Annotated in this window: 16 protein-coding genes; 14 read left to right on the forward strand and 2 right to left on the reverse strand. The window is 72.9% G+C overall.

All coding sequences use genetic code 11. The annotated features are described in order from the left end of the window. The first annotated feature begins 38 nt into the window (after positions 1-38). From rsmD to mutM, 7 genes are all read left to right on the forward strand, one after another. The gene (gene rsmD, locus ACFVXG_RS20090; protein WP_387929245.1) at positions 39-623 is read left to right on the forward strand and encodes a 16S rRNA (guanine(966)-N(2))-methyltransferase RsmD; all 585 of its coding nucleotides are present in this window, start codon (positions 39-41) and stop codon (positions 621-623) included. 49 nt (positions 624-672) lie between these two features. Then, complete coding sequence (coaD, locus tag ACFVXG_RS20095) at positions 673-1,164, forward strand: pantetheine-phosphate adenylyltransferase (RefSeq protein WP_387929247.1); 492 nt, start codon at positions 673-675, stop codon at positions 1,162-1,164. 196 nt (positions 1,165-1,360) lie between these two features. Beyond that, the gene (locus tag ACFVXG_RS20100) at positions 1,361-2,614 is read left to right on the forward strand and encodes an ATP synthase F0 subunit B (protein WP_387929249.1); all 1,254 of its coding nucleotides are present in this window, start codon (positions 1,361-1,363) and stop codon (positions 2,612-2,614) included. Between the two features lie 172 nt (positions 2,615-2,786). After that, positions 2,787-3,431, forward strand: a complete 645-nt coding sequence (locus ACFVXG_RS20105) for a DUF177 domain-containing protein (protein WP_350508253.1) — start codon at positions 2,787-2,789, stop codon at positions 3,429-3,431. 2 nt (positions 3,432-3,433) lie between these two features. Beyond that, complete coding sequence (gene rpmF, locus ACFVXG_RS20110) at positions 3,434-3,607, forward strand: 50S ribosomal protein L32 (protein WP_030056747.1); 174 nt, start codon at positions 3,434-3,436, stop codon at positions 3,605-3,607. A gap of 20 nt (positions 3,608-3,627) precedes the next feature. After that, positions 3,628-4,416, forward strand: a complete 789-nt coding sequence (rnc, locus tag ACFVXG_RS20115; RefSeq protein ID WP_387929251.1) for a ribonuclease III — start codon at positions 3,628-3,630, stop codon at positions 4,414-4,416. Between the two features lie 54 nt (positions 4,417-4,470). Continuing rightward, on the forward strand, positions 4,471-5,346 hold the full coding sequence (gene mutM / locus ACFVXG_RS20120) for a bifunctional DNA-formamidopyrimidine glycosylase/DNA-(apurinic or apyrimidinic site) lyase (protein ID WP_387929252.1): 876 nt from the start codon (positions 4,471-4,473) through the stop codon (positions 5,344-5,346). Between the two features lie 168 nt (positions 5,347-5,514). On the opposite strand, the gene ACFVXG_RS20125 is transcribed toward mutM, so the two are convergent. Continuing rightward, on the reverse strand, positions 5,515-6,435 hold the full coding sequence (locus ACFVXG_RS20125; protein ID WP_387929254.1) for a hypothetical protein: 921 nt from the start codon (positions 6,433-6,435) through the stop codon (positions 5,515-5,517). A 317-nt stretch (positions 6,436-6,752) separates the two neighbouring features. Here ACFVXG_RS20125 and ACFVXG_RS20130 point away from each other — a divergent pair, with 317 nt between their 5' ends. The 6 genes from ACFVXG_RS20130 to ftsY all read left to right on the forward strand — a co-directional run bounded on the left by ACFVXG_RS20130 (position 6,753) and on the right by ftsY (position 14,880). After that, on the forward strand, positions 6,753-8,102 hold the full coding sequence (locus ACFVXG_RS20130; RefSeq protein ID WP_387929256.1) for a hypothetical protein: 1,350 nt from the start codon (positions 6,753-6,755) through the stop codon (positions 8,100-8,102). A gap of 116 nt (positions 8,103-8,218) precedes the next feature. Beyond that, positions 8,219-8,713, forward strand: coding sequence for a winged helix-turn-helix transcriptional regulator (locus tag ACFVXG_RS20135; protein ID WP_387929258.1), 495 nt, complete (start codon positions 8,219-8,221; stop codon positions 8,711-8,713). 30 nt (positions 8,714-8,743) lie between these two features. After that, entirely contained in the window at positions 8,744-9,043 is a 300-nt protein-coding gene (locus ACFVXG_RS20140) for an acylphosphatase (RefSeq protein ID WP_387929260.1), read from the forward strand. A 411-nt stretch (positions 9,044-9,454) separates the two neighbouring features. Further along, the gene (locus ACFVXG_RS20145; protein WP_030243474.1) at positions 9,455-9,658 is read left to right on the forward strand and encodes a hypothetical protein; all 204 of its coding nucleotides are present in this window, start codon (positions 9,455-9,457) and stop codon (positions 9,656-9,658) included. 155 nt (positions 9,659-9,813) lie between these two features. Then, the gene (gene smc / locus ACFVXG_RS20150; protein WP_387929262.1) at positions 9,814-13,431 is read left to right on the forward strand and encodes a chromosome segregation protein SMC; all 3,618 of its coding nucleotides are present in this window, start codon (positions 9,814-9,816) and stop codon (positions 13,429-13,431) included. 237 nt (positions 13,432-13,668) lie between these two features. Then, positions 13,669-14,880, forward strand: coding sequence for a signal recognition particle-docking protein FtsY (gene ftsY / locus ACFVXG_RS20155; RefSeq protein WP_387929264.1), 1,212 nt, complete (start codon positions 13,669-13,671; stop codon positions 14,878-14,880). 207 nt (positions 14,881-15,087) lie between these two features. Here ftsY and ACFVXG_RS20160 read toward each other — a convergent pair whose 3' ends face one another. After that, positions 15,088-15,765 carry a bifunctional DNA primase/polymerase gene (locus ACFVXG_RS20160; RefSeq protein ID WP_387929266.1) on the reverse strand — a complete coding sequence of 226 codons (678 nt, stop codon included), beginning with the start codon at positions 15,763-15,765 and terminating at the stop codon, positions 15,088-15,090. Between the two features lie 570 nt (positions 15,766-16,335). On the opposite strand from ACFVXG_RS20160, the gene ACFVXG_RS20165 reads away from it, so the two are divergent. Further along, positions 16,336-17,832: a hypothetical protein gene (locus ACFVXG_RS20165; protein ID WP_387929429.1), complete on the forward strand. Its 1,497-nt coding sequence runs from the start codon at positions 16,336-16,338 to the stop codon at positions 17,830-17,832. Positions 17,833-17,892 lie beyond the last annotated feature (60 nt).

Here is a 17,892-nt window from a genome sequence, read left to right on the forward strand (position 1 = left end):
AGCGTGGTCGGGCAGCGACGAAAGGACCTTCCACCACCATGACCCGCGTGATCGCCGGGGCGGCCGGCGGCCGCCGACTGGCCGTACCGCCCGGCCGGGGCACCCGGCCGACCTCCGACAAGGCCCGCGAGGCGATGTTCTCCACCCTGGAGGCGTTCCGCGGCACCCTGCACGGGGCTCGGATGCTGGACCTGTTCGGCGGATCGGGCGCGGTCGGCCTGGAGGCGCTCTCGCGCGGCGCCGAGCACGTCCTGCTGGTCGAGGCGGACTCCCAGGCGGTCCGGGTGATCCGGGAGAACGTCCGCACGATCGGCCTGCCGGGTGCGGAGGTGCGGGCCGCCAGGGCCGAGAAGGTGATCGCCGGGCCGCCCCCGCAGTCCCCGTACGACCTGGTCTTCTTCGACCCGCCGTACGTGGTGACGGACGACGAGGTGCGCGAGATGCTGATCACACTGTCGGCTGGGGGCTGGCTCGCGGAGGACGCACTCGTCACCGTGGAGCGCAGCACCCGTGGCGGCGAGTTCGGCTGGCCCGAGGGCTTCGAGGTGCTGCGCTCCCGCCGCTACGGCGAGGGCACGCTCTGGTACGGTCGCGCCGCCGCCGAGGCCAGCGATCACGAGTAGCGGGCCGCGGCCCGCAGCAGCCGTCACCCCACGAGGGAGCACACACGCCATGCGCCGAGCCGTCTGCCCGGGTTCGTTCGACCCGATCACCAACGGTCACCTCGACATCATCGAGCGGGCCTCGAAGCTGTACGACGTGGTGCATGTCGTGGTCGCGATCAACCCGAACAAGCAGGGCATGTTCACCACCGAGGAGCGGATCGGCCTGATCGAGGAGGTCACCGCCCCGCTCGGGAACGTGGTGGTCGAGTCGCACCACGGCCTGCTGGTGGACTTCTGCCGGGAGCGCGGCATCCCCGCGATCATCAAGGGCCTGCGCGCGGTCAGCGACTTCGACTACGAGCTGCAGATGGCCCAGATGAACAACGGGCTGACCGGCGTGGAGACGCTGTTCGTGCCGACCTCGCCGACGTACAGCTTCCTCTCCTCGACGCTGGTCAAGGAGGTCGCGTCCTACGGCGGCGACGTCTCCCACCTGCTGCCGCCGATGGTGCACGACCGCCTGGTCGAGCGGATCGCGGAGCGTAGGGCCCAGCAGTAGGGCAGGACGGCGGACCGGGTCCCTTTCTGCCGGTTCGTCACGGCTTGTCCGGGGTGGTGGAGGCGGGTTCGGCGCAGGCGTTGTGAGCTCGCCGGGCGAGGGCCGTACAGTCTGTAGTCCTGCCCTGCGGTGAGGTTTCACCGCGTCGGGCCTGCCTCCGCCGGACCGTCGGCGGCACACGGAAAGACGAAGCCCCGTGGACGTGCAGAACAAGGTCGACGAGATCGTGGCGGCGGTGGAGAACGCCCGCTCGATGCCGATGTCGGCCTCCTGCGTGGTGAACCGGGCCGAGCTGATCGGCCTGCTCAACGACCTCAAGGCGGCCCTGCCCGCCGAACTCGCCCAGGCCCAGTCGGTGATGGCCGACCACGAGCTGGTGGTGGCCGACGCCCAGGCCGAGGCGGACCGGATCATCCAGGGCGCGCACTCCGAGCGCGGTTCGCTGATCTCCGACACCGAGGTGGTCCGCCGGGCCCAGTCCGAGGCCGACCGGCTGCTGGCCGAGGCCCGTGCCGACGTCGACACCAAGCGCGCCGAGGCCGACGACTACGTGGACAGCAAGCTCGCCAACTTCGAGGTCGTGCTGACCAAGACGCTCGGCGCGGTCGGCCGCGGCCGGACCAAGCTGCGCGGCGACGCCGGCGGCTTCGAGACCGAGGGCGAGAGCGACGGCGAGGAGTTCCAGCCGCAGCGGCTCAGCCCGAGCCCCGAGGTCGACGAGTACGTCGATGTGAAGCTCGCCACCCTGGAGAACGTGCTCAGCGCGACCCTGGAGGCGGTCGGCAAGGGCCGCGACAAGCTGCTCGGCAAGAAGCCGATCGACGAGCTGGGCGCCTACCTGGCCGCCGCCGACGAGGCCCAGCAGGCCAAGGAGCGCGCCGAGGCGGTGGCCGCGGGCTTCGCCGAGGACGCCGACGGCACCGAACTCGCCTGGTACCGCGAGGACGTCCCGCAGCAGCAGACCTGGCCGGAGCAGACCCCGGCCGCGGCGGGCTGGCAGGCCCCCGGCGCCGACCAGTACGCGGCGGTCGCCCAGCACCAGACCGGCCAGCACCAGGGCGACCAGCACCACCAGCAGCACCAGACCGACCAGCACCACACCGGCCAGCTCCAGGCCGGGCAGTACGCCGAGGTGTACGGCGGGGGCTTCGACCCGGCCGGCCAGGGCGACCCGTACCACGCCCAGTGGGGCCAGCAGCAGGGCGGCTACCCCCAGCAGCAGCCCCACTACGAGGGTCAGCAGCACCAGGGCCAGCAGCAGGACGCCTACGGCTATCCGCAGCAGCAGGACGGCTACGCGGCCCAGCCGTACGACGGCTACGCCTACCCGCAGCAGCCCGCGCTGCCCCCGGCCGTGCCGCACCAGCAGCAGCAGAACCTGGACGAGACCAGCTTCTTCGACACCAGCATGATCGACATGACCAGGCTGCGGGAGCTCGGCGGCCGCTGAGCGGCCGCCCGCGGGGTCCGCGGAGTCTCCTGACAGGGCCGAAGTTGGGCCTGGCGGGAGACTCCGGTAGTCTGACCACTCCGGCATCCCCATGTCCGGCTGTCGGCTTGCCCTCGCAACGCTGGCGCGTGATGGGGAACACAGCGTTGATCCCTATGGAAGTCAGGACACCTTGAACCGCCTCGACCACCGCGACCCCCTCGTGTTCGACACGCACGAGCTCGGCCGTCGCCCGGGCTCGATGCGCAAGGTGAGCCGGACCCTGGAGGCCCCCGAGGGCTTCGGGATCATCGACGTGATCGGCGTCCCGGAGAAGAGCCCGATCGAGCTGGAGCTCCGCCTGGAGTCCGTGGTCGAGGGCGTGCTGGTCACCGGCACCGCCGACGCCCACGTCGAGGGCGAGTGCGTCCGGTGCCTGGAGCCCGTCGACTTCGACATCGACGTGGACTTCCAGGAGCTGTTCTACTACCCGGAGTCCGAGGAGCGTCACCGCGCCCGGACCACCGGCGCCGAGGACCTCGACGAGGACTCGGAAGAAGAGACTTACCGCCTGGAGGGCGACCTGTTCGACCTCCAGCCGGTGCTGCGTGACGCGGTGGTGCTCGCACTGCCGCTGCAGCCGGTGTGCCAGGACGACTGCCTGGGCCTGTGCTCCGAGTGCGGAGCACGCCTGAGCGACGACCCGGCGCACCACCACGACGCCGCCGACCCCCGGTGGGCGGCTCTGCAGGGACTCTCCGCCGCCCCCGGCGACGAGGGTGACGGGATCAAGAACAGCGACACCCGTGAGGGTGCCGCCGAGAACCAGGAGAAGTAGCCGTGGCTGTTCCGAAGCGGAAGATGTCGCGCAGCAACACGCGCCACCGTCGGTCCAACTGGAAGGCCGTTGTTCCGGCTCTCGTGGCGTGCGACCGCTGCCACGAGCCGAAGCTCGGCCACATCGCGTGCCCCAGCTGCGGCACGTACAACCGCCGCCAGGTCCTGTCGGTCTGATCGGCGGGGTGCACGGATCGATGTCGGACGGTAACTCCACCCGCAAGGCGTCCTCTGCCTCGAAGGGTTCTTCGGGCAGCGGCAAGGCCGGTGGGCCGGCTTCGACCGAATACGACGTCCTGGAAGGGCGCCTCGGGTACACGCTCGAGCGCGCCCTTCTGGTGCGTGCCCTGACCCACCGCTCGTACGCGTACGAGAACGGGGGTCTGCCCACCAACGAGCGCCTGGAATTCCTCGGCGACTCGGTGCTGGGCCTGGTGGTGACCGACACCCTCTACCGCGTCCACCCGGACGTCCCGGAGGGCACGCTCGCCAAGCTGCGCGCCGCGGTGGTCAACTCCCGCGCGCTCGCGGACGTCGGCCGGGGCCTGGAACTCGGCACCTTCATCCGCCTCGGCAAGGGCGAGGAGGGGACCGGCGGCCGCGACAAGTCGTCGATCCTCGCCGACACCGTCGAGGCCGTGATCGGCGCCGTCTACCTGGACCAGGGCCTGGACGCGGCCACCGAGTTTGTCCACCGCCTGTTCGACCCGCTGATCGAGGAGTCCTCTCAGCTGGGCGCGGGCCTGGACTGGAAGACCAGCCTCCAGGAGCTCACCGCCTCGGTGGGCATCGGCGTGCCCGAGTACGTCGTCATGGAGTCCGGTCCGGACCACGAGAAGACCTTCACCGCGGCGGCCCGGGTGGCCGGCGAGGACTTCGGCAGCGGCGTCGGCCGCTCGAAGAAGGAAGCCGAGCAGAAGGCCGCCGAGAGCGCCTGGCGCGCGATCAGGGAGAAGTACGCCGACCGGCTGCCCGCCGGGGCGTGACCACGGAGTAGCCTTTCCTGCTGCCGGATCGTCGTACGCAGGAGGCCTGTTCCCGTGCCCGAACTCCCCGAGGTCGAGGTCGTCCGCCGAGGTCTGGCGAACTGGGTCGCCGGGCGGACCGTCGAGGACGTCCAGGTGCTGCACCCGCGCGCGGTGCGTCGCCAGCCGGGCGGCGCGGCCGACTTCGCGGACCGGCTGACCGGCACCGTCCTCGGCGCCGCGCAGCGCCGCGGCAAGTACCTCTGGGTGCCGCTGAGCGGCCCGGGCGCGGGATTCTCGCTGATCGGCCACCTCGGGATGAGCGGCCAACTCCTCGTCCAGGACCCGTCGGTGCCGGACGAGACCCACCTGCGGGTCCGGCTGCGCTTCGCCGACGGCGGGCGCGAGCTGCGCTTCGTCGACCAGCGGACCTTCGGCGGCCTGGCCGTCGAGGAGGCCGAGGAGGACGCCGAGGGCACCCCGCTCTCCATCGCGCACATCGCCCGCGACCCGCTCGATCCCCGGTTCGACGACGCGGCCTTCGTCACCGCGCTGCGCGCCAAGCGCACCACGGTCAAGCGCGCCCTGCTCGACCAGACCCTGATCAGCGGCGTCGGCAACATCTACGCCGACGAGGCGCTGTGGCGCTCCAAGCTCCACTACGACCGCCCCACCGCGACCCTCACCCGCCCGCAGGCCGAGCTGCTGCTGGCCAACGCCCGGGACGTGATGACGGCGGCGCTGGCCGTGGGCGGCACCAGCTTCGACAGCCTGTACGTCAACGTGAACGGCGAGAGCGGCTACTTCTCCCGGGACCTCGACGCCTACGGCCGCGAGCACGAGCCCTGCCGCCGCTGCGGCACCGCGATCCGGCGGGCCGCCTGGATGAACCGCTCCAGCTACTTCTGCCCCCGCTGCCAGCGCGTGCCGCGGACCCGCAGCGGGGGCTGAGCGCCGCAGGGGGCGTCTTGTGGGTTTTGTCGGATCAGGTCGCGGCGTTGGGGTGCGTGCATCGCAAGGCGGAGGAGGGAGCCACTGCGGAGCATTGGCGACCGACGACAACGCGGCGAGGTGCGTGCCCCGGCGCCGCGGACCCGGCAAGGACCCGCAAGACACCCCCTACTTGTGGGCGAGTTCCGGCTGGTCGGCGGGCGTCCCGCCGGGGCTGCCGTGGGTGTCCTGGCCGAAGTAGGCGACGCCGACCGCGGAGACCACCGCGAGCAGGAAGCCGGCCACGCCGAGCCAGCCCAGGCCGGCCTTGGAGGAGTCGCCGAGCCAGAGCACGCCGATCGCGCCGGGCAGCACCGTCTCGCCGACCACCAGGGCGGCGGTGGCGCCGTTCACCGAGCCGATCTGCAGGGCCACGGTGTGCACGTACATGCCGCCGAGGCCGCCGATCAGGATCGCGTACAGCGCCGGGTCGGAGGCCAGCCGGACCAGGTCGAAGGGCTCCACACCGTTCAGGATGCGCACGCCGACGCCCAGTGCGCCGAAGCCGAGGCCGGACAGCAGACCGGCGACGATCGCGCCCTTGGAGCCCATCCGGCGCACCAGCAGGCTGCCGCCGGCCAGCAGCACGGTGGTGGTGATCAGCAGCCCCCAGTGGAAGGCCGTCGACGCGTGGTGGCCGCCCTCGGGTCCGGCCGAGACGGCCAGCAGCACCAGGGCCGAGCAGAGCACGCCGATCGAGGCCCACTCCAGCTGCTTGAGCCGGATGCCCAGCAGCTTGATGCTGAGCACCGCGGTGATCACCAGGTTGGCGCTGATGATGGTCTGGGAGAGGAACAGCGGCAGCAGCCGCGCGGCCAGGGCGCCGAGCCCGAAGCCGATCAGGTCCAGCACCGTTCCGGTGATGAACTCCCAGGTGACGGCGGCCTTGGCGGTGGAGGACAGGCTCGGCCCGCCGTGCTCGGTGGTCGATCCGGCGGCGCCCTTCGCCGCCTCCTCCCGGGCCGAGCGGCGGGATCCGACGGCCTGGAGGACCGAGCCGGTGCCGTAGCAGGCGGATGCCGCCACGGCCGTGACGAGGCCGATGATCACCGAGCGCTCCGATCGGGAGTTGGGTCAAGAAGAAGTAATGGGACGAGCGGTCCGGGACCAGTGTGCCCGTTCGCGCGGTACGGTCGGGACGCCCCCTCGAACCGCGCCGGACCCGCCCCCGCACCGCCCCGGGCCCGCCGGGACGTACGTCCGGCCGCCTCATGTGGTTCCCGCGTCCCACCCGTCTCAGGGTCGACTGGGGGGAATGTCATCCGCGAGAAGGGGAGCCGCCCCGGCGGACGGCGGGGAATCTTGTCATAACCAGTATGCGAAGGGTATGCCGTGCTCCGCCGCCGGTCACGGTAGCGTCGGGGGTTATGAGAACCCTTGCACGACGTTCCCGGGGCGCCGGGCCACTTGCCCTGGTGGCGGCGCTGCTCGGGCTGCTGTTGATGTTCGCCCCGGCGGCCTCGGCCGCCGGCGGTCTGAGCGACGCCGCGGCCACCCTGAAGAAGGGCCAGGTCTACGTCGCCCCGGCGATGCAGGACCGCTTCAGCCAGGCGCAGGCGGACGCGCTGACCAAGAAGATCGAGAAGGCCGACAAGCCGATCTTCGTCGCGGTCGTCCCCGAGGGCGCCAACAAGAACACCATCCTCTCGGACCTGCGCACCCTGGTGGGCATCGACGGCGTCTACGCCGTCTGGCTCGGTCCCGACGGGTTCAAGGCGGACGCGGACCGCGGTGCGATGGCCCCCGGCGCCGCGTCGCGGATCTCGGGCGCCGTCCTGCGCGCCGACAAGGGTGACATCAACGCGACCCTGAACGACTTCGTCGACCAGGCCGCCCCGCAGACCAAGGGCACCGGGGTCAACCACAGCACCTCGATCGCCTGGGTGATCATCCCGGTCCTGCTGGTGGTGCTGGCCGGTGCGGGTGTCTTCTTCCTCTTCCGCCGCGCCAAGAAGCGCAAGGAGGAGCAGGCCCGGGCCGAGCTGGAGCAGCTGCGCCGAGTGGTGGACGAGGACATCACCGCCTTCGGCGTCGAGCTGGAGCGGCTCGATTTCAACCCGCGCGCGAGCGACGCCGACGACGCCCAGCGCACCGACTACAGCCACGCCCTGGACTCGTACGAGAAGTCCAAGCGGCTGATGGACGAGGCCAAGAAGCCCGAGGACGTCAAGCAGGTCACCGAGGCGATCGAGGACGGCCGGTTCCAGCTGGCCACCCTGGCGGCCCGGCGCGAGAAGCGCCCGCTGCCCGAGCGCCGTCCCCCGTGCTTCATGGACCCGCGGCACGGCCCGTCCGTCAAGGACGTCGACTGGGCCCCGGCCGGCGGCTCCGCCCGCAGCGTCCCGGTCTGCCAGGCCGACGCGGACCGGGTCGCGGCCGGCCTCGACCCGGCGGTGCGCACCGTCGACACCGAGCACGGCCCGCAGCCGTACTGGAACGCCGGCCCGGCCTACGCGCCGTACGCGGGCGGGTACTACAGCAGCTTCGGCGGCGGCCTGCTGCCCGGCCTGCTGGTCGGCACCATGCTCGGTTCGATGATGAGCAGCCCGGCCTACGCGGCGGCGCCGATGATGGAGGGCGGCCACGGCGGCTACCAGGACCAGTACGAGGGCGGCGACTTCACCGGTGCCGACTTCAATGCCTCGGACTTCGGCGGCTTCAGCGACTCCGACTTCGGCGGCGGTGGCGGCGGCTTCGGTGGCGGCGACGACTGGTGACCCGCTGACCCGGGCATGACCCGACAGCCCCACGGCCCCGCCGGTTCCGACCGGCGGGGCCGTTCGCCGTCCGGGGCAGGGTTTGAGAACGGAACCCGCTGTGGCAGGCTGGCGCTGTGACCGCCGACACCCCCGCCCCCGTCGCCACCCCCGGCCGGCCCTGCTCGATGGCCGCGGCGCTCCAGGTGGTCGGTGAGAAGTGGGCGCTGCTGGCGGTGCGCGAGCTGTTCTACGGCAACCACCGCTTCGACCGGATCGCCCGCAACACCGGCGCCCCGCGCGACCGGCTGACCGCACGGCTGCGGGCCCTGGAGGAGGCCGGGGTGGTCGAGCGCCGCCCGTACAGCGAGCGGCCGCCGCGCTACGAGTACCACCTCACCGAGGCCGGCCGGGACCTCGCCCCGCTCGCCCACGCGCTGCGCGCCTGGGGCGACCGCTGGCTGCTGCCGGACTCCCCGGTGACCTTCGCCCACGCGCCCGAGGACCACGAGCCGCACCCCTTCGACCCGGCCTGGGTCTGCCGCACCTGCGGCCGGGAGGCCCGCCGCGGCGAGCTGCACGCCGAGGTGCACACCCCGGGCTGGACGGTCGAGGGCCCGGTGGAGCTGTGACCCGCCCGGCGGCCGGTTAGGGTCGGGGGCATGCACGGTCGCGATGCCCACAGTGATGAACCGGTCCGGGTGACCGCCTGGGTCCGGGGGAAGGTCCAGCAGGTCGGGTTCCGCTGGTGGACCAGGGCACGGGCGCTGGAGGTCGGGCTGACCGGGTACGCGAGCAACCTCGGCGACGGCCGGGTGCAGGTGGTGGCCGAGGGCCTGGCCGCCGACTGCGAGCTGCTGCTGGCCCTGCTGCGCGGCCCCGACACGCCCGGCGCGGTGAGCGGCGTGACCGAGATCTGGACCGCCGTCGGCGCAGGTTACGAGGGTTTCGAGATCCGCTGAGCCACCGCCCCGGAGGGCGCCGCGGTCGCGGCCCGGAAATGATCGGCAACCGTCGGTGTCATACGGTTGCCATTCGGGCAGACTCGTGGTTGACTCCGCATCGAACGATGATCCACGAGCACGTGGTGGACCCGGGCCCGAGACCCCCAGGCGTGACGACACCGCCGGGCAGGTGACAGGGGCGCGGTAGCGTGCGGTGATCGTGTTGACCCTTTCCGTCTTTGGTGAGACGCTTGAAGCCCGCGCACACGATCGCGTTCCCCGGCAGGCGCATGCTCTCGTGAGCCCAGCTCACGGCGGTTGTGCCGTAGTGCCCAGCCAGCACTTCCGGTGCGCGCCGCGCGTGCGTCCCCCTTCCCCCTAGACCTGTACCGTTCCGGTTCGGTCACTCAGCGTGGAGGACCATTCATCATGGCAAAGGCGCTTCTCGGGTACGTCGGCGGCCCCGACCCGCGAATGCTCTCCGAGATGCGACGGCTTCAGCAGCGCGTCCAGGATCTTGAGTCCGAGCTTCTTCGGATGCAGGCTGAGAACGACGCGCTCACCGCTGTCGCTGACGAGCACTCGCTGCTCAACAGCATCGATCTGGACCAGCGGGAGCCGGCTCTGACCTGAGCCCGTCCCGGTCCTCCCAGATCGACGCCGCTGTGCACTGAGCCGCCCCGAAAGGGACGCAGCTTTGCAAGGGACGCCCGGATGTGGCGTCCCTTCGTCGTGTCGGACTCCGGATACAGTCGGTTCCCTCGTGAGTGAATGAGGAGACCGGCCGCGTGCACCTGAAGAGTCTGACGCTGCGCGGATTCAAGTCCTTCGCCTCCAGCACGACCCTGCGCTTCGAACCGGGCATCACCTGCGTGGTCGGCCCGAACGGCTCCGGCAAGTCCAACGTGGTGGACGCGCTGTCCTGGGTGATGGGCGAGCAGGGTGCCAAGTCGCTGCGCGGCGGCAAGATGGAGGACGTCATCTTCGCCGGGACCAGCGGGCGCGCCCCGCTCGGCCGGGCCGAGGTCAGCCTCACCATCGACAACGCCGACGGCGCCCTGCCGATCGACTACTCCGAGGTGACGATCACCCGGACCATGTTCCGCAACGGCGGCAGCGAGTACGCGCTCAACGGCGAGACCTGCCGCCTGCTGGACATCCAGGAACTGCTCTCCGACTCCGGCATCGGCCGGGAGATGCACGTCATCGTCGGGCAGGGCCAGCTCGACTCCGTCCTGCACGCCGATCCGATGGGCCGACGCGCCTTCATCGAGGAGGCGGCCGGCGTCCTCAAGCACCGCAAGCGCAAGGAGAAGGCGCTGCGGAAGCTGGACGCGATGCAGGCCAACCTCAACCGGGTCCAGGACCTGGTCGCCGAACTGCGCCGCCAGCTCGGACCGCTCGGCCGGCAGGCCAGGGTGGCCCGGCGCGCGGCCGGCATCCAGGCCGACCTGCGCGACGCCCGGCTGCGGCTGCTCGCCGACGACCTGCTGGCCCTGCGCCGGGCCGTCGAGGCCGAGGTCGCCGACGAGCTGGCCCTGCGGCTGCGCCGGACCACCGTCGAACAGGAACTGGCCCGCGCCGTGCAGCGCGAACGCGTCCTGGAGGCGCAGGTCCAGCAGCTCGGCCCGAGCCTGGAGGCCGCCCGGCAGACCTGGTACCGGCTCTCCGCGCTCGCCGAGCGCACCCGCGGCACGATCGGGCTGGCCGAGGCCCGGGCCCGGCACGCCGTCGCCGGGGGCACCGCCGAGGAACGGCGCGGCCGGGACCCGGAGGAGCTGGAACGGGAGGCCGAGCGGGTCCGCGAGGAGGAGGCCGCGCTCGCCGAGGCACTGGAGGAGGCCCAGTACGCGCTGGCCGAGGCGGTCGAGCGCAAGGGCGAACTGGAACGCGCGCTGGCCGACGAGGAACGCCGCCTGCGGGACGCCGCCCGGGCCATCGCCGACCGCCGGGAGGGCCTGGCCCGACTCCAGGGGCAGACCGCAGCCGCCCGCTCCCGGGCCGCTGCGGCGCAGGCCGAGATCGGCCGGCTCACCGAGGCCAGGGACGAGGCCCTGCTGCGCGCCGAAGCCGCCCAGGGCGAACTGGACGAGCTCCAGCAGCAGGTGGACGGCTCGGCCGGGGACGACGCCCGGGCCGAGGACCGCTACCAGCGGGCCCGGGCCCGACTGGCCGAGGTGGAACGGGAGTTGGCCGGGGCCCGGGAGACGGCCGGAGCCGCCGAACGCGAGCGGGCCGGGCTGACCGCGCGGCACGAGGCGCTCTCGCTCGGGCTGCGGCGCAAGGACGGCACCGGCGCGCTGCTGGCGGCGGGGGAGCGGCTGACCGGGCTGCTCGGCCCGGCCGCCGCACTGCTGCGGATCGAACCCGGCCACGAGGTGCCGCTCGCCGCGGCGCTCGGGGCGGCCGCCGACGCGGTGGCCGTCGACTCGCCCGGCGCCGCCGCCGGGGCGCTGCGGCTGCTGCGCGCCCAGGACGCCGGGCGGGCCGCGCTGTTGGTCGCCGGGGCGGCGGAACTCCCTCAGGCCGAGGGCGAGTTGCCCGGACGGGCCCGGTGGGCCGCCGAACTGGTCGACGGACCGGCCGAGTTGCTCGCCGCCGTGCGCAACCGGCTGGCCGGGATCGCGGTGGTCGCCGACCTGGACCAGGCGCTGCGACTGGTCGCCGAACGCCCCGAACTCTCCGCCGTCACCGCCGAGGGCGACCTCCTGGGCGCCGGCTTCGCCCGGGGCGGCTCCAGCGGCGTGCCCAGCCTGCTGGAGACCCAGGCCGCGGTGGACCAGGCCGCCCGGGCGATCGGCGAACTCGACCTGCGCTGCGCCGAGGCGGCCGGGCGGCTGGCCGAACTCACCGAACTGCGCGGGGAGTCGGCCGCCGAACTGGAGCGCCTGGGCGAACAGCGGCGGCAGGCGGAGCAGGAGCGGGCCCGGGTGGCGGGCGCGCTCGGCCGGCTCGGCGGGCAGGCCCGGGCCGCCGCCGGCGAGGCCGAACGGCTCTCGGCGGCCGCCGCGCGGGCCGAACAGGGCGTGGCCGAACTGCTCGCCACCGCTGGGGAACTGGCCGAACGACTGGCCGCCGCCGAGGAGTCGGCGGACGCGGGGGAGGACGAGCCGGACCGGGCCGAGCAGCAGCGGCTCACCGAGGCCGCCTCCGCCGCCCGGCAGGCCGAACTGGAGGCCCGGCTCGCGGTGCGCACCCACGAGGAGCGGGTCCGCGCCCTGACCGGCCGGGCCGACCAGCTGGACCGGGCCGCCCGCGCCGAGCGCGAGGCGCGCGCCCGGGCCGCCGACCGCCGCCGGCGCGCCGAGCACGACGCCCGGGTGGCGAACGCCGTCGCGGCGGGCGCCCGGCAGCTGCTCGCCTGCCTGGAGGTGTCGCTGGCCCGGGCGGACGCCGGGCGCGCGGCCGTCGAACAGGCGCTCGCCGAGCGGGAGCACGAGCTCCGGGAGCACCGCGAGCACGGGCGCGGGCTCAAGGAGGAGCTGGACAAGCTGGTCGACGCCGGGCACCGGGACGAGGTGCTGCGGGCCGAGAAGCGGCTGCGGATCGAGCAGCTGGAGGCCCGCGCGCTGGAGGAGTTCGGCATCGACGGCGGCGAGCTGCTGGCCTCGTACGGGCCGGACCGGCCGGTGCCGCCGGCCACGCCCGAGGAGGGTCAGGAGCCGGGGGAGCCGTACCCGTACGTCCGGGCCGAGCAGGAGAAGCGGCTCCGGGCCGCCGAGAAGGCGTACCAGCAGCTGGGCAAGGTCAACCCGCTGGCGCTGGAGGAGTTCGCCGCCCTGGAGGAGCGCCACAAGTTCCTCGGCGAGCAGCTGGACGACCTCAAGCGCAGCCGGCGGGACCTGATGGACATCGTCCGGGACGTGGACCAGCGGGTCGAGCAGCTGTTCACCTCCGCCTACCACGACACCGCCGCCCAGTTCGAGGGCGTCTTCGCCCGGCTCTTCCCGGGCGGGGAGGGGCGGCTGGTGCTGACCGACCCGGACAACATGCTCACCACCGGCGTCGAGGTGGAGGCCCGTCCGCCCGGCAAGAAGGTCAAGCGGCTGTCGCTGCTCTCCGGCGGCGAGCGCTCGCTGACCGCGGTGGCGCTGCTGGTGGCGATCTTCAAGGCCCGGCCCAGCCCGTTCTACGTGATGGACGAGGTGGAGGCGGCGCTGGACGAGACCAATCTGCGCCGGCTGGTCGGGATCATGGAGGAGCTGCGGGAGAGCTCCCAGCTGATCGTGATCACCCACCAGAAGCTGACCATGGAGTCCGCCGACGCCCTGTACGGGGTGACCATGCAGGGCGACGGGATCTCCCGGGTGATCAGCCAGCGGCTGCGCGAGGAGCACCGGGAACGCGTGTCGCGTGCGGTGCCGCCTCGGCGACAGGAGGCGATTGCCTCAGGGGCGACGGACTGATTCGTCGACCTGTGCCTGGGCAGCTGCCCTAGGCGGGACCGATCCCGGATACTGGAGCGGTTGTGACTCCTCCCCCTCGCGCGAGGGGGCTTCTCACTCAGCCGTTGGACGACCTCGTGACGGCCAAGCCCTGACCGGTGCCGAGCGGCACGCTGGTCAGCGTAGGGGAGGCGGGGGCGCTTATGCGTCAGTGACCGAAGGATCACTCTATCGGGGGAACTAGTAAAGGAGCTTGATTTGGAATACGTGATCCTCGCGGTCGTCATCGCCGTGGTCGCCATCGGCGCGATCGCGGGCCTCGTCGTTTCCGGCAGACGACGCCAGCAGCTGCCCCCGAAGTCGCAGGCGCCGGTCATCACGGCGCCGAAGACCACCCCGCAGGAGCCCCAGGTCGGCGAGGAGGCCGCGCCGCCGACCGAGGAGCCCCGCCGCACCGTCGAGGAGGTGCCGCTTCCCGAGGCCGCCGAGGAGGTGGTGGTCGAGGCCCCGGCCGAGGCCGAGGCGGCGCCTGCCGTCGAGGTCCCCGAGCCCACCGCCGGCCGGCTGGTCCGGCTGCGCTCCCGGCTCTCCCGCTCGCAGAACTCGCTCGGCAAGGGCCTGCTCTCGCTGCTCTCCCGCGAGCACCTGGACGAGGACACCTGGGAGGAGATCGAGGAGACCCTGCTCACCGCGGACGTCGGCGTCGCCCCGACCCAGGAGCTGGTCGAGCGGCTGCGCACCCGGGTGAAGGTGCTCGGCACCCGCAGCCCCGACGAGCTGCGCGGCCTGCTGCGCGAGGAGCTGGTCGAGCTGGTCGGCAAGGACGCCGACCGCACCGTCCGCTCCACCAAGCACGAGGAGGGCCCGGCCGTGGTCCTGGTCGTCGGCGTCAACGGCGTCGGCAAGACCACCACCACCGGCAAGCTGGCCCGGGTCCTGGTCGCCGACGGCCGCACCGTCGTGCTCGGCGCGGCCGACACCTTCCGCGCGGCCGCCGCGGACCAGCTCCAGACCTGGGGCGAGCGGGTCGGTGCGCGCACCGTGCGCGGCCCGGAGGGCGGCGACCCGGCCTCGATCGCGTTCGACGCGGTCAAGGAGGGCATCGCCGAGGGCGTCGACACCGTGCTGATCGACACCGCCGGCCGACTGCACACCAAGACCGGCCTGATGGACGAGCTGGGCAAGGTGAAGCGGGTCGTCGAGAAGCACGGCCCGGTGGACGAGGTGCTGCTGGTGCTGGACGCCACCACCGGTCAGAACGGTCTGATCCAGGCCCGGGTGTTCGCCGAGGTGGTGGACATCACCGGCATCGTGCTGACCAAGCTGGACGGCACCGCCAAGGGCGGCATCGTGGTCGCGGTCCAGCGCGAGCTGGGCGTGCCGGTCAAGCTGATCGGTCTGGGCGAGGGTGCGGACGACCTGGCGCCGTTCGAGCCCGGTGCGTTCGTGGACGCGCTGATCGGGGACTGACCGGGACCTCCCCGTCGGTCGGGGCCCGCTCCTCCGGGGGCGGGCCCTTTCGCGTGCCCGGAGGGCTTCCAGCCCCGAGTGGGTGCTTCCCGCCCCGAGCCGAAGGGGCGCGCCGGTGCCGAAAGGGAGGAGCGACAAGCGAGGTACGAGCGCCGGAGCGACGACCGTCGGCGCCGGATCAGAGCGCCCCGGAGGCGAGCGGGCGATTTACGAGGCGATCCAGGCGGGCTCGGCGGTGCGTTCGCGGCTGCGGTGGCAGGCGTAGGCGAGGGTGCCGAGCAGCAGCCGGGCCTCGGGCGGGCAGCCGGCGTTGTCGCGGGTGGGGCGGCGCAGCCAGCGGACCGGGCCGAGCTCGCCGAGGACGGTGGGCGGGGCGGCGACGTAGCTGCCCTCGCCGTGGCAGGCCAGGTCGAGCGCGGCGTCGTCCCAGCCCATCCGGTAGAGCAGGTCGGGCAGTCGGCGGGCGGTGCCGGCGGCGACCAGGAACTGCAGCCGGCCGGTCGGCGGGGCGAGCACCGGGCCGACCTGGGTGCCCATCCGCTCCAGCCGGACCAGGGCCTGGAGGCCGGCCGGCTCGGGCACGTCCAGCACGTCGAAGGCGCGGCCGGTGGGGAACAGCACCGAGCCCTCGTCGCCGGTGGCGCCGGCTCGGTCGGCGGTGCCCGGTACGGGGTGCAGGCCGGGGGCGGCGCAGCACCGGGAGCCGCAGGGACAGCGGGTCGGGGCGGCGGCGCCGGTGGCCGGTTCGCCGGTGGCGACGGTCCAGCCCCAGCGGCCGGTGTACTCCGCGGCGGCCTGGGACGCGGTGACCTTGGTGCGGCGGCGCGCGCCCAGCGGTGCCAGCCGCAGGTGCCCCAGTCGAAGTTCGCCGAACAGGTTGTCCATGCCTCCCCCAACAGGTTCTCGTTGCCGATGGTTACGGGATGGTGACTGTGTGTTGATTGTCCGTTGCGTCGTGCGTGGTGCGGTGGCGGCGCGCAGCGCATGGCGTGCGCCTGTTCCGGCGGTGCGCCTCGGGCGCCGCCTTGTGGGGGCGGCGTCGATGCCGGATCGTCGTGTGCGAGGGACGGTTGCCGTCCCGAGTGGGCGGCGAACTCGCCTGGGGCTGCGATGGATTGCGGGTTCTGCCGGGTCTGCCGGGCTTGGCCGGGGGACTTGGCGGCCCGCATATGCCGGACCGTCGCGACTACCCAGTCAAGCGCCTGCCTCCGGGCTTCGGTTCACTCCTGGGGGTGGCGAAAGGTGGCGTTTCGCCAGGGGCGCTCCCACGGGTACCTCACGGGGCACTACGTTCAGCACACGGACGTCGTCGGCGCACCTGCTCCGAGCCGTCGGGGAACGGGAGTTGGGGATCTGACGGACCGTCCGCAACGATGGCACACCAGTACGACGAGCGGTACTGGCACCGCAGGCACGGCACGTCTGGCAAGAGCCCGCAACCGTCGGGCGGTCACGATCGGGGGCCCCGCAGGGGCCGGGCGGGATGGGGACGTTCCCATGGCAGAGAAGCAACCCAACGAGAAGCTGACCACGTGGTTCGCCCGCAGCGGCTGGTCCAAGGGCGAGTTGGCCCGGCAGGTCAACCGCCGGGCCCGGCAGATCGGCGCCCACCACGTGTCCACCGACACCTCCCGGGTGCGCCGCTGGCTCGACGGGGAGCAGCCGCGCGAGCCGATCCCCAAGATCATGTCGGAGCTGTTCTCGGAGCGCTTCGGCTCGGTGGTTTCGGTCGAGGACCTCGGCCTGCGCGCCGCCATCCCGGTCTCCACCGTCGGCGGCGGCGTCGACCTGCCGTGGAGCGCCCCGCAGACCGTCCAGCTGATCAGTGACTACTCCCGCAGCGACCTGATGCTCAACCGCCGGGGCTTCCTCGGCACCTCCCTCGCGCTGACCGCCGGCGCCGCGCTGATCGAGCCGATGCAGCGCTGGCTCGCCCCCGGCCCGACCGGCGTCCCCACCCCGATCCTCACCGCGGCCAACGGCGGCGAGGCGTTCACCGGTCGGCTCTCCGAGCCCGAGCTGGAACTGCTGGAGCAGACCACGGTCATGTTCCGCCAGTGGGACGCCCAGAACGGCGGCGGGCTGCGCCGCAAGGCCGTGGTCGGCCAGCTCCACGAGGTCACCGACCTGCTCCAGGAGACGTACACCGAGGACACCACCAAGCGGCTGTTCCGGCTCACCGCCGAACTCGCCCACCTGGCCGGCTGGATGTCCTACGACGTCGGGATGCACCCGAGCGCGCAGAAGTACTACGTGCTGGCGCTGCACGCGGCCAAGGAGGCCGGCGACCGCCCGTTCGGCGCGCTGATCCTCACCGACATGAGCCGCCAGATGATCCACCTCAACCGGGGCGAGGACGCCCTGGAGCTGATCCACCTGGCGCAGTACGGCAGCCGCGACACCGCCACCCCGCGCCAGCAGTCCCTGCTGTACGCGATGGAGGCGCGCGCCTACGCCACCATCGGCGAGGTGAACCGCTGCGCCCGGGCGATCCGGCTGTCCGAGGACACCTTCACCGACATCCGCGACGGCGACGGCGACCCGGACTGGCTGAAGTTCTTCTCGCCGGCCGAGCTGAACGCCGAGAACGCCCACTCCTACCGCGACCTCGCCTACCACTCGGACAACGCCCAGCTGTACGCCTCGCTGTCGGCGCCGGTGATGGAGCGCGCGGTCGACCTGTTCCGGCAGGACGACGACCACGTGCGCTCGTACGCCTTCAACCTGATCGGCATGGCCAGCGTGCACCTGCTGCAGCGGGAGGCCGAGGAGGCCGCCCGGTACGCCGAGCAGGCGGTGGACATCGCGACCAAGGTGCGGTCGGAGCGGCTGAACTCCCGGGTCCGCAAGACCACGGAGGCCGCGGCGGCCCGGTTCCAGGGCGTGGACGCGGTGAGCCGGCTCCAGGAGCGCGTGGTTCAGGACATCCCGGAGTTCGTCTCGGTGGTCTGAGCGGACCCCGGCGGCACACTCCACCGACCGTGACGGCCGCCGCCGTCACGGTCGGTGGCA

It is taken from the genome of Kitasatospora sp. NPDC058162 (assembly GCF_042884005.1).
GTDB lineage: Bacteria > Actinomycetota > Actinomycetes > Streptomycetales > Streptomycetaceae > Kitasatospora.

What these genes read in the sequence shown, in the direction of transcription:
- ACFVXG_RS20130 (WP_387929256.1), top strand. Translation starts at nt 6,753, where the DNA reads ATGAGAACCCTTGCACGACGTTCCCGGGGCGCCGGGCCACTTGCCCTG.
- ACFVXG_RS20160 (WP_387929266.1), bottom strand. Translation starts at nt 15,765, where the DNA reads ATGGACAACCTGTTCGGCGAACTTCGACTGGGGCACCTGCGGCTGGCA.
- coaD (WP_387929247.1), top strand. Translation starts at nt 673, where the DNA reads ATGCGCCGAGCCGTCTGCCCGGGTTCGTTCGACCCGATCACCAACGGT.
- ACFVXG_RS20145 (WP_030243474.1), top strand. Translation starts at nt 9,455, where the DNA reads ATGGCAAAGGCGCTTCTCGGGTACGTCGGCGGCCCCGACCCGCGAATG.
- ACFVXG_RS20140 (WP_387929260.1), top strand. Translation starts at nt 8,744, where the DNA reads ATGCACGGTCGCGATGCCCACAGTGATGAACCGGTCCGGGTGACCGCC.
- rsmD (WP_387929245.1), top strand. Translation starts at nt 39, where the DNA reads ATGACCCGCGTGATCGCCGGGGCGGCCGGCGGCCGCCGACTGGCCGTA.
- rnc (WP_387929251.1), top strand. Translation starts at nt 3,628, where the DNA reads ATGTCGGACGGTAACTCCACCCGCAAGGCGTCCTCTGCCTCGAAGGGT.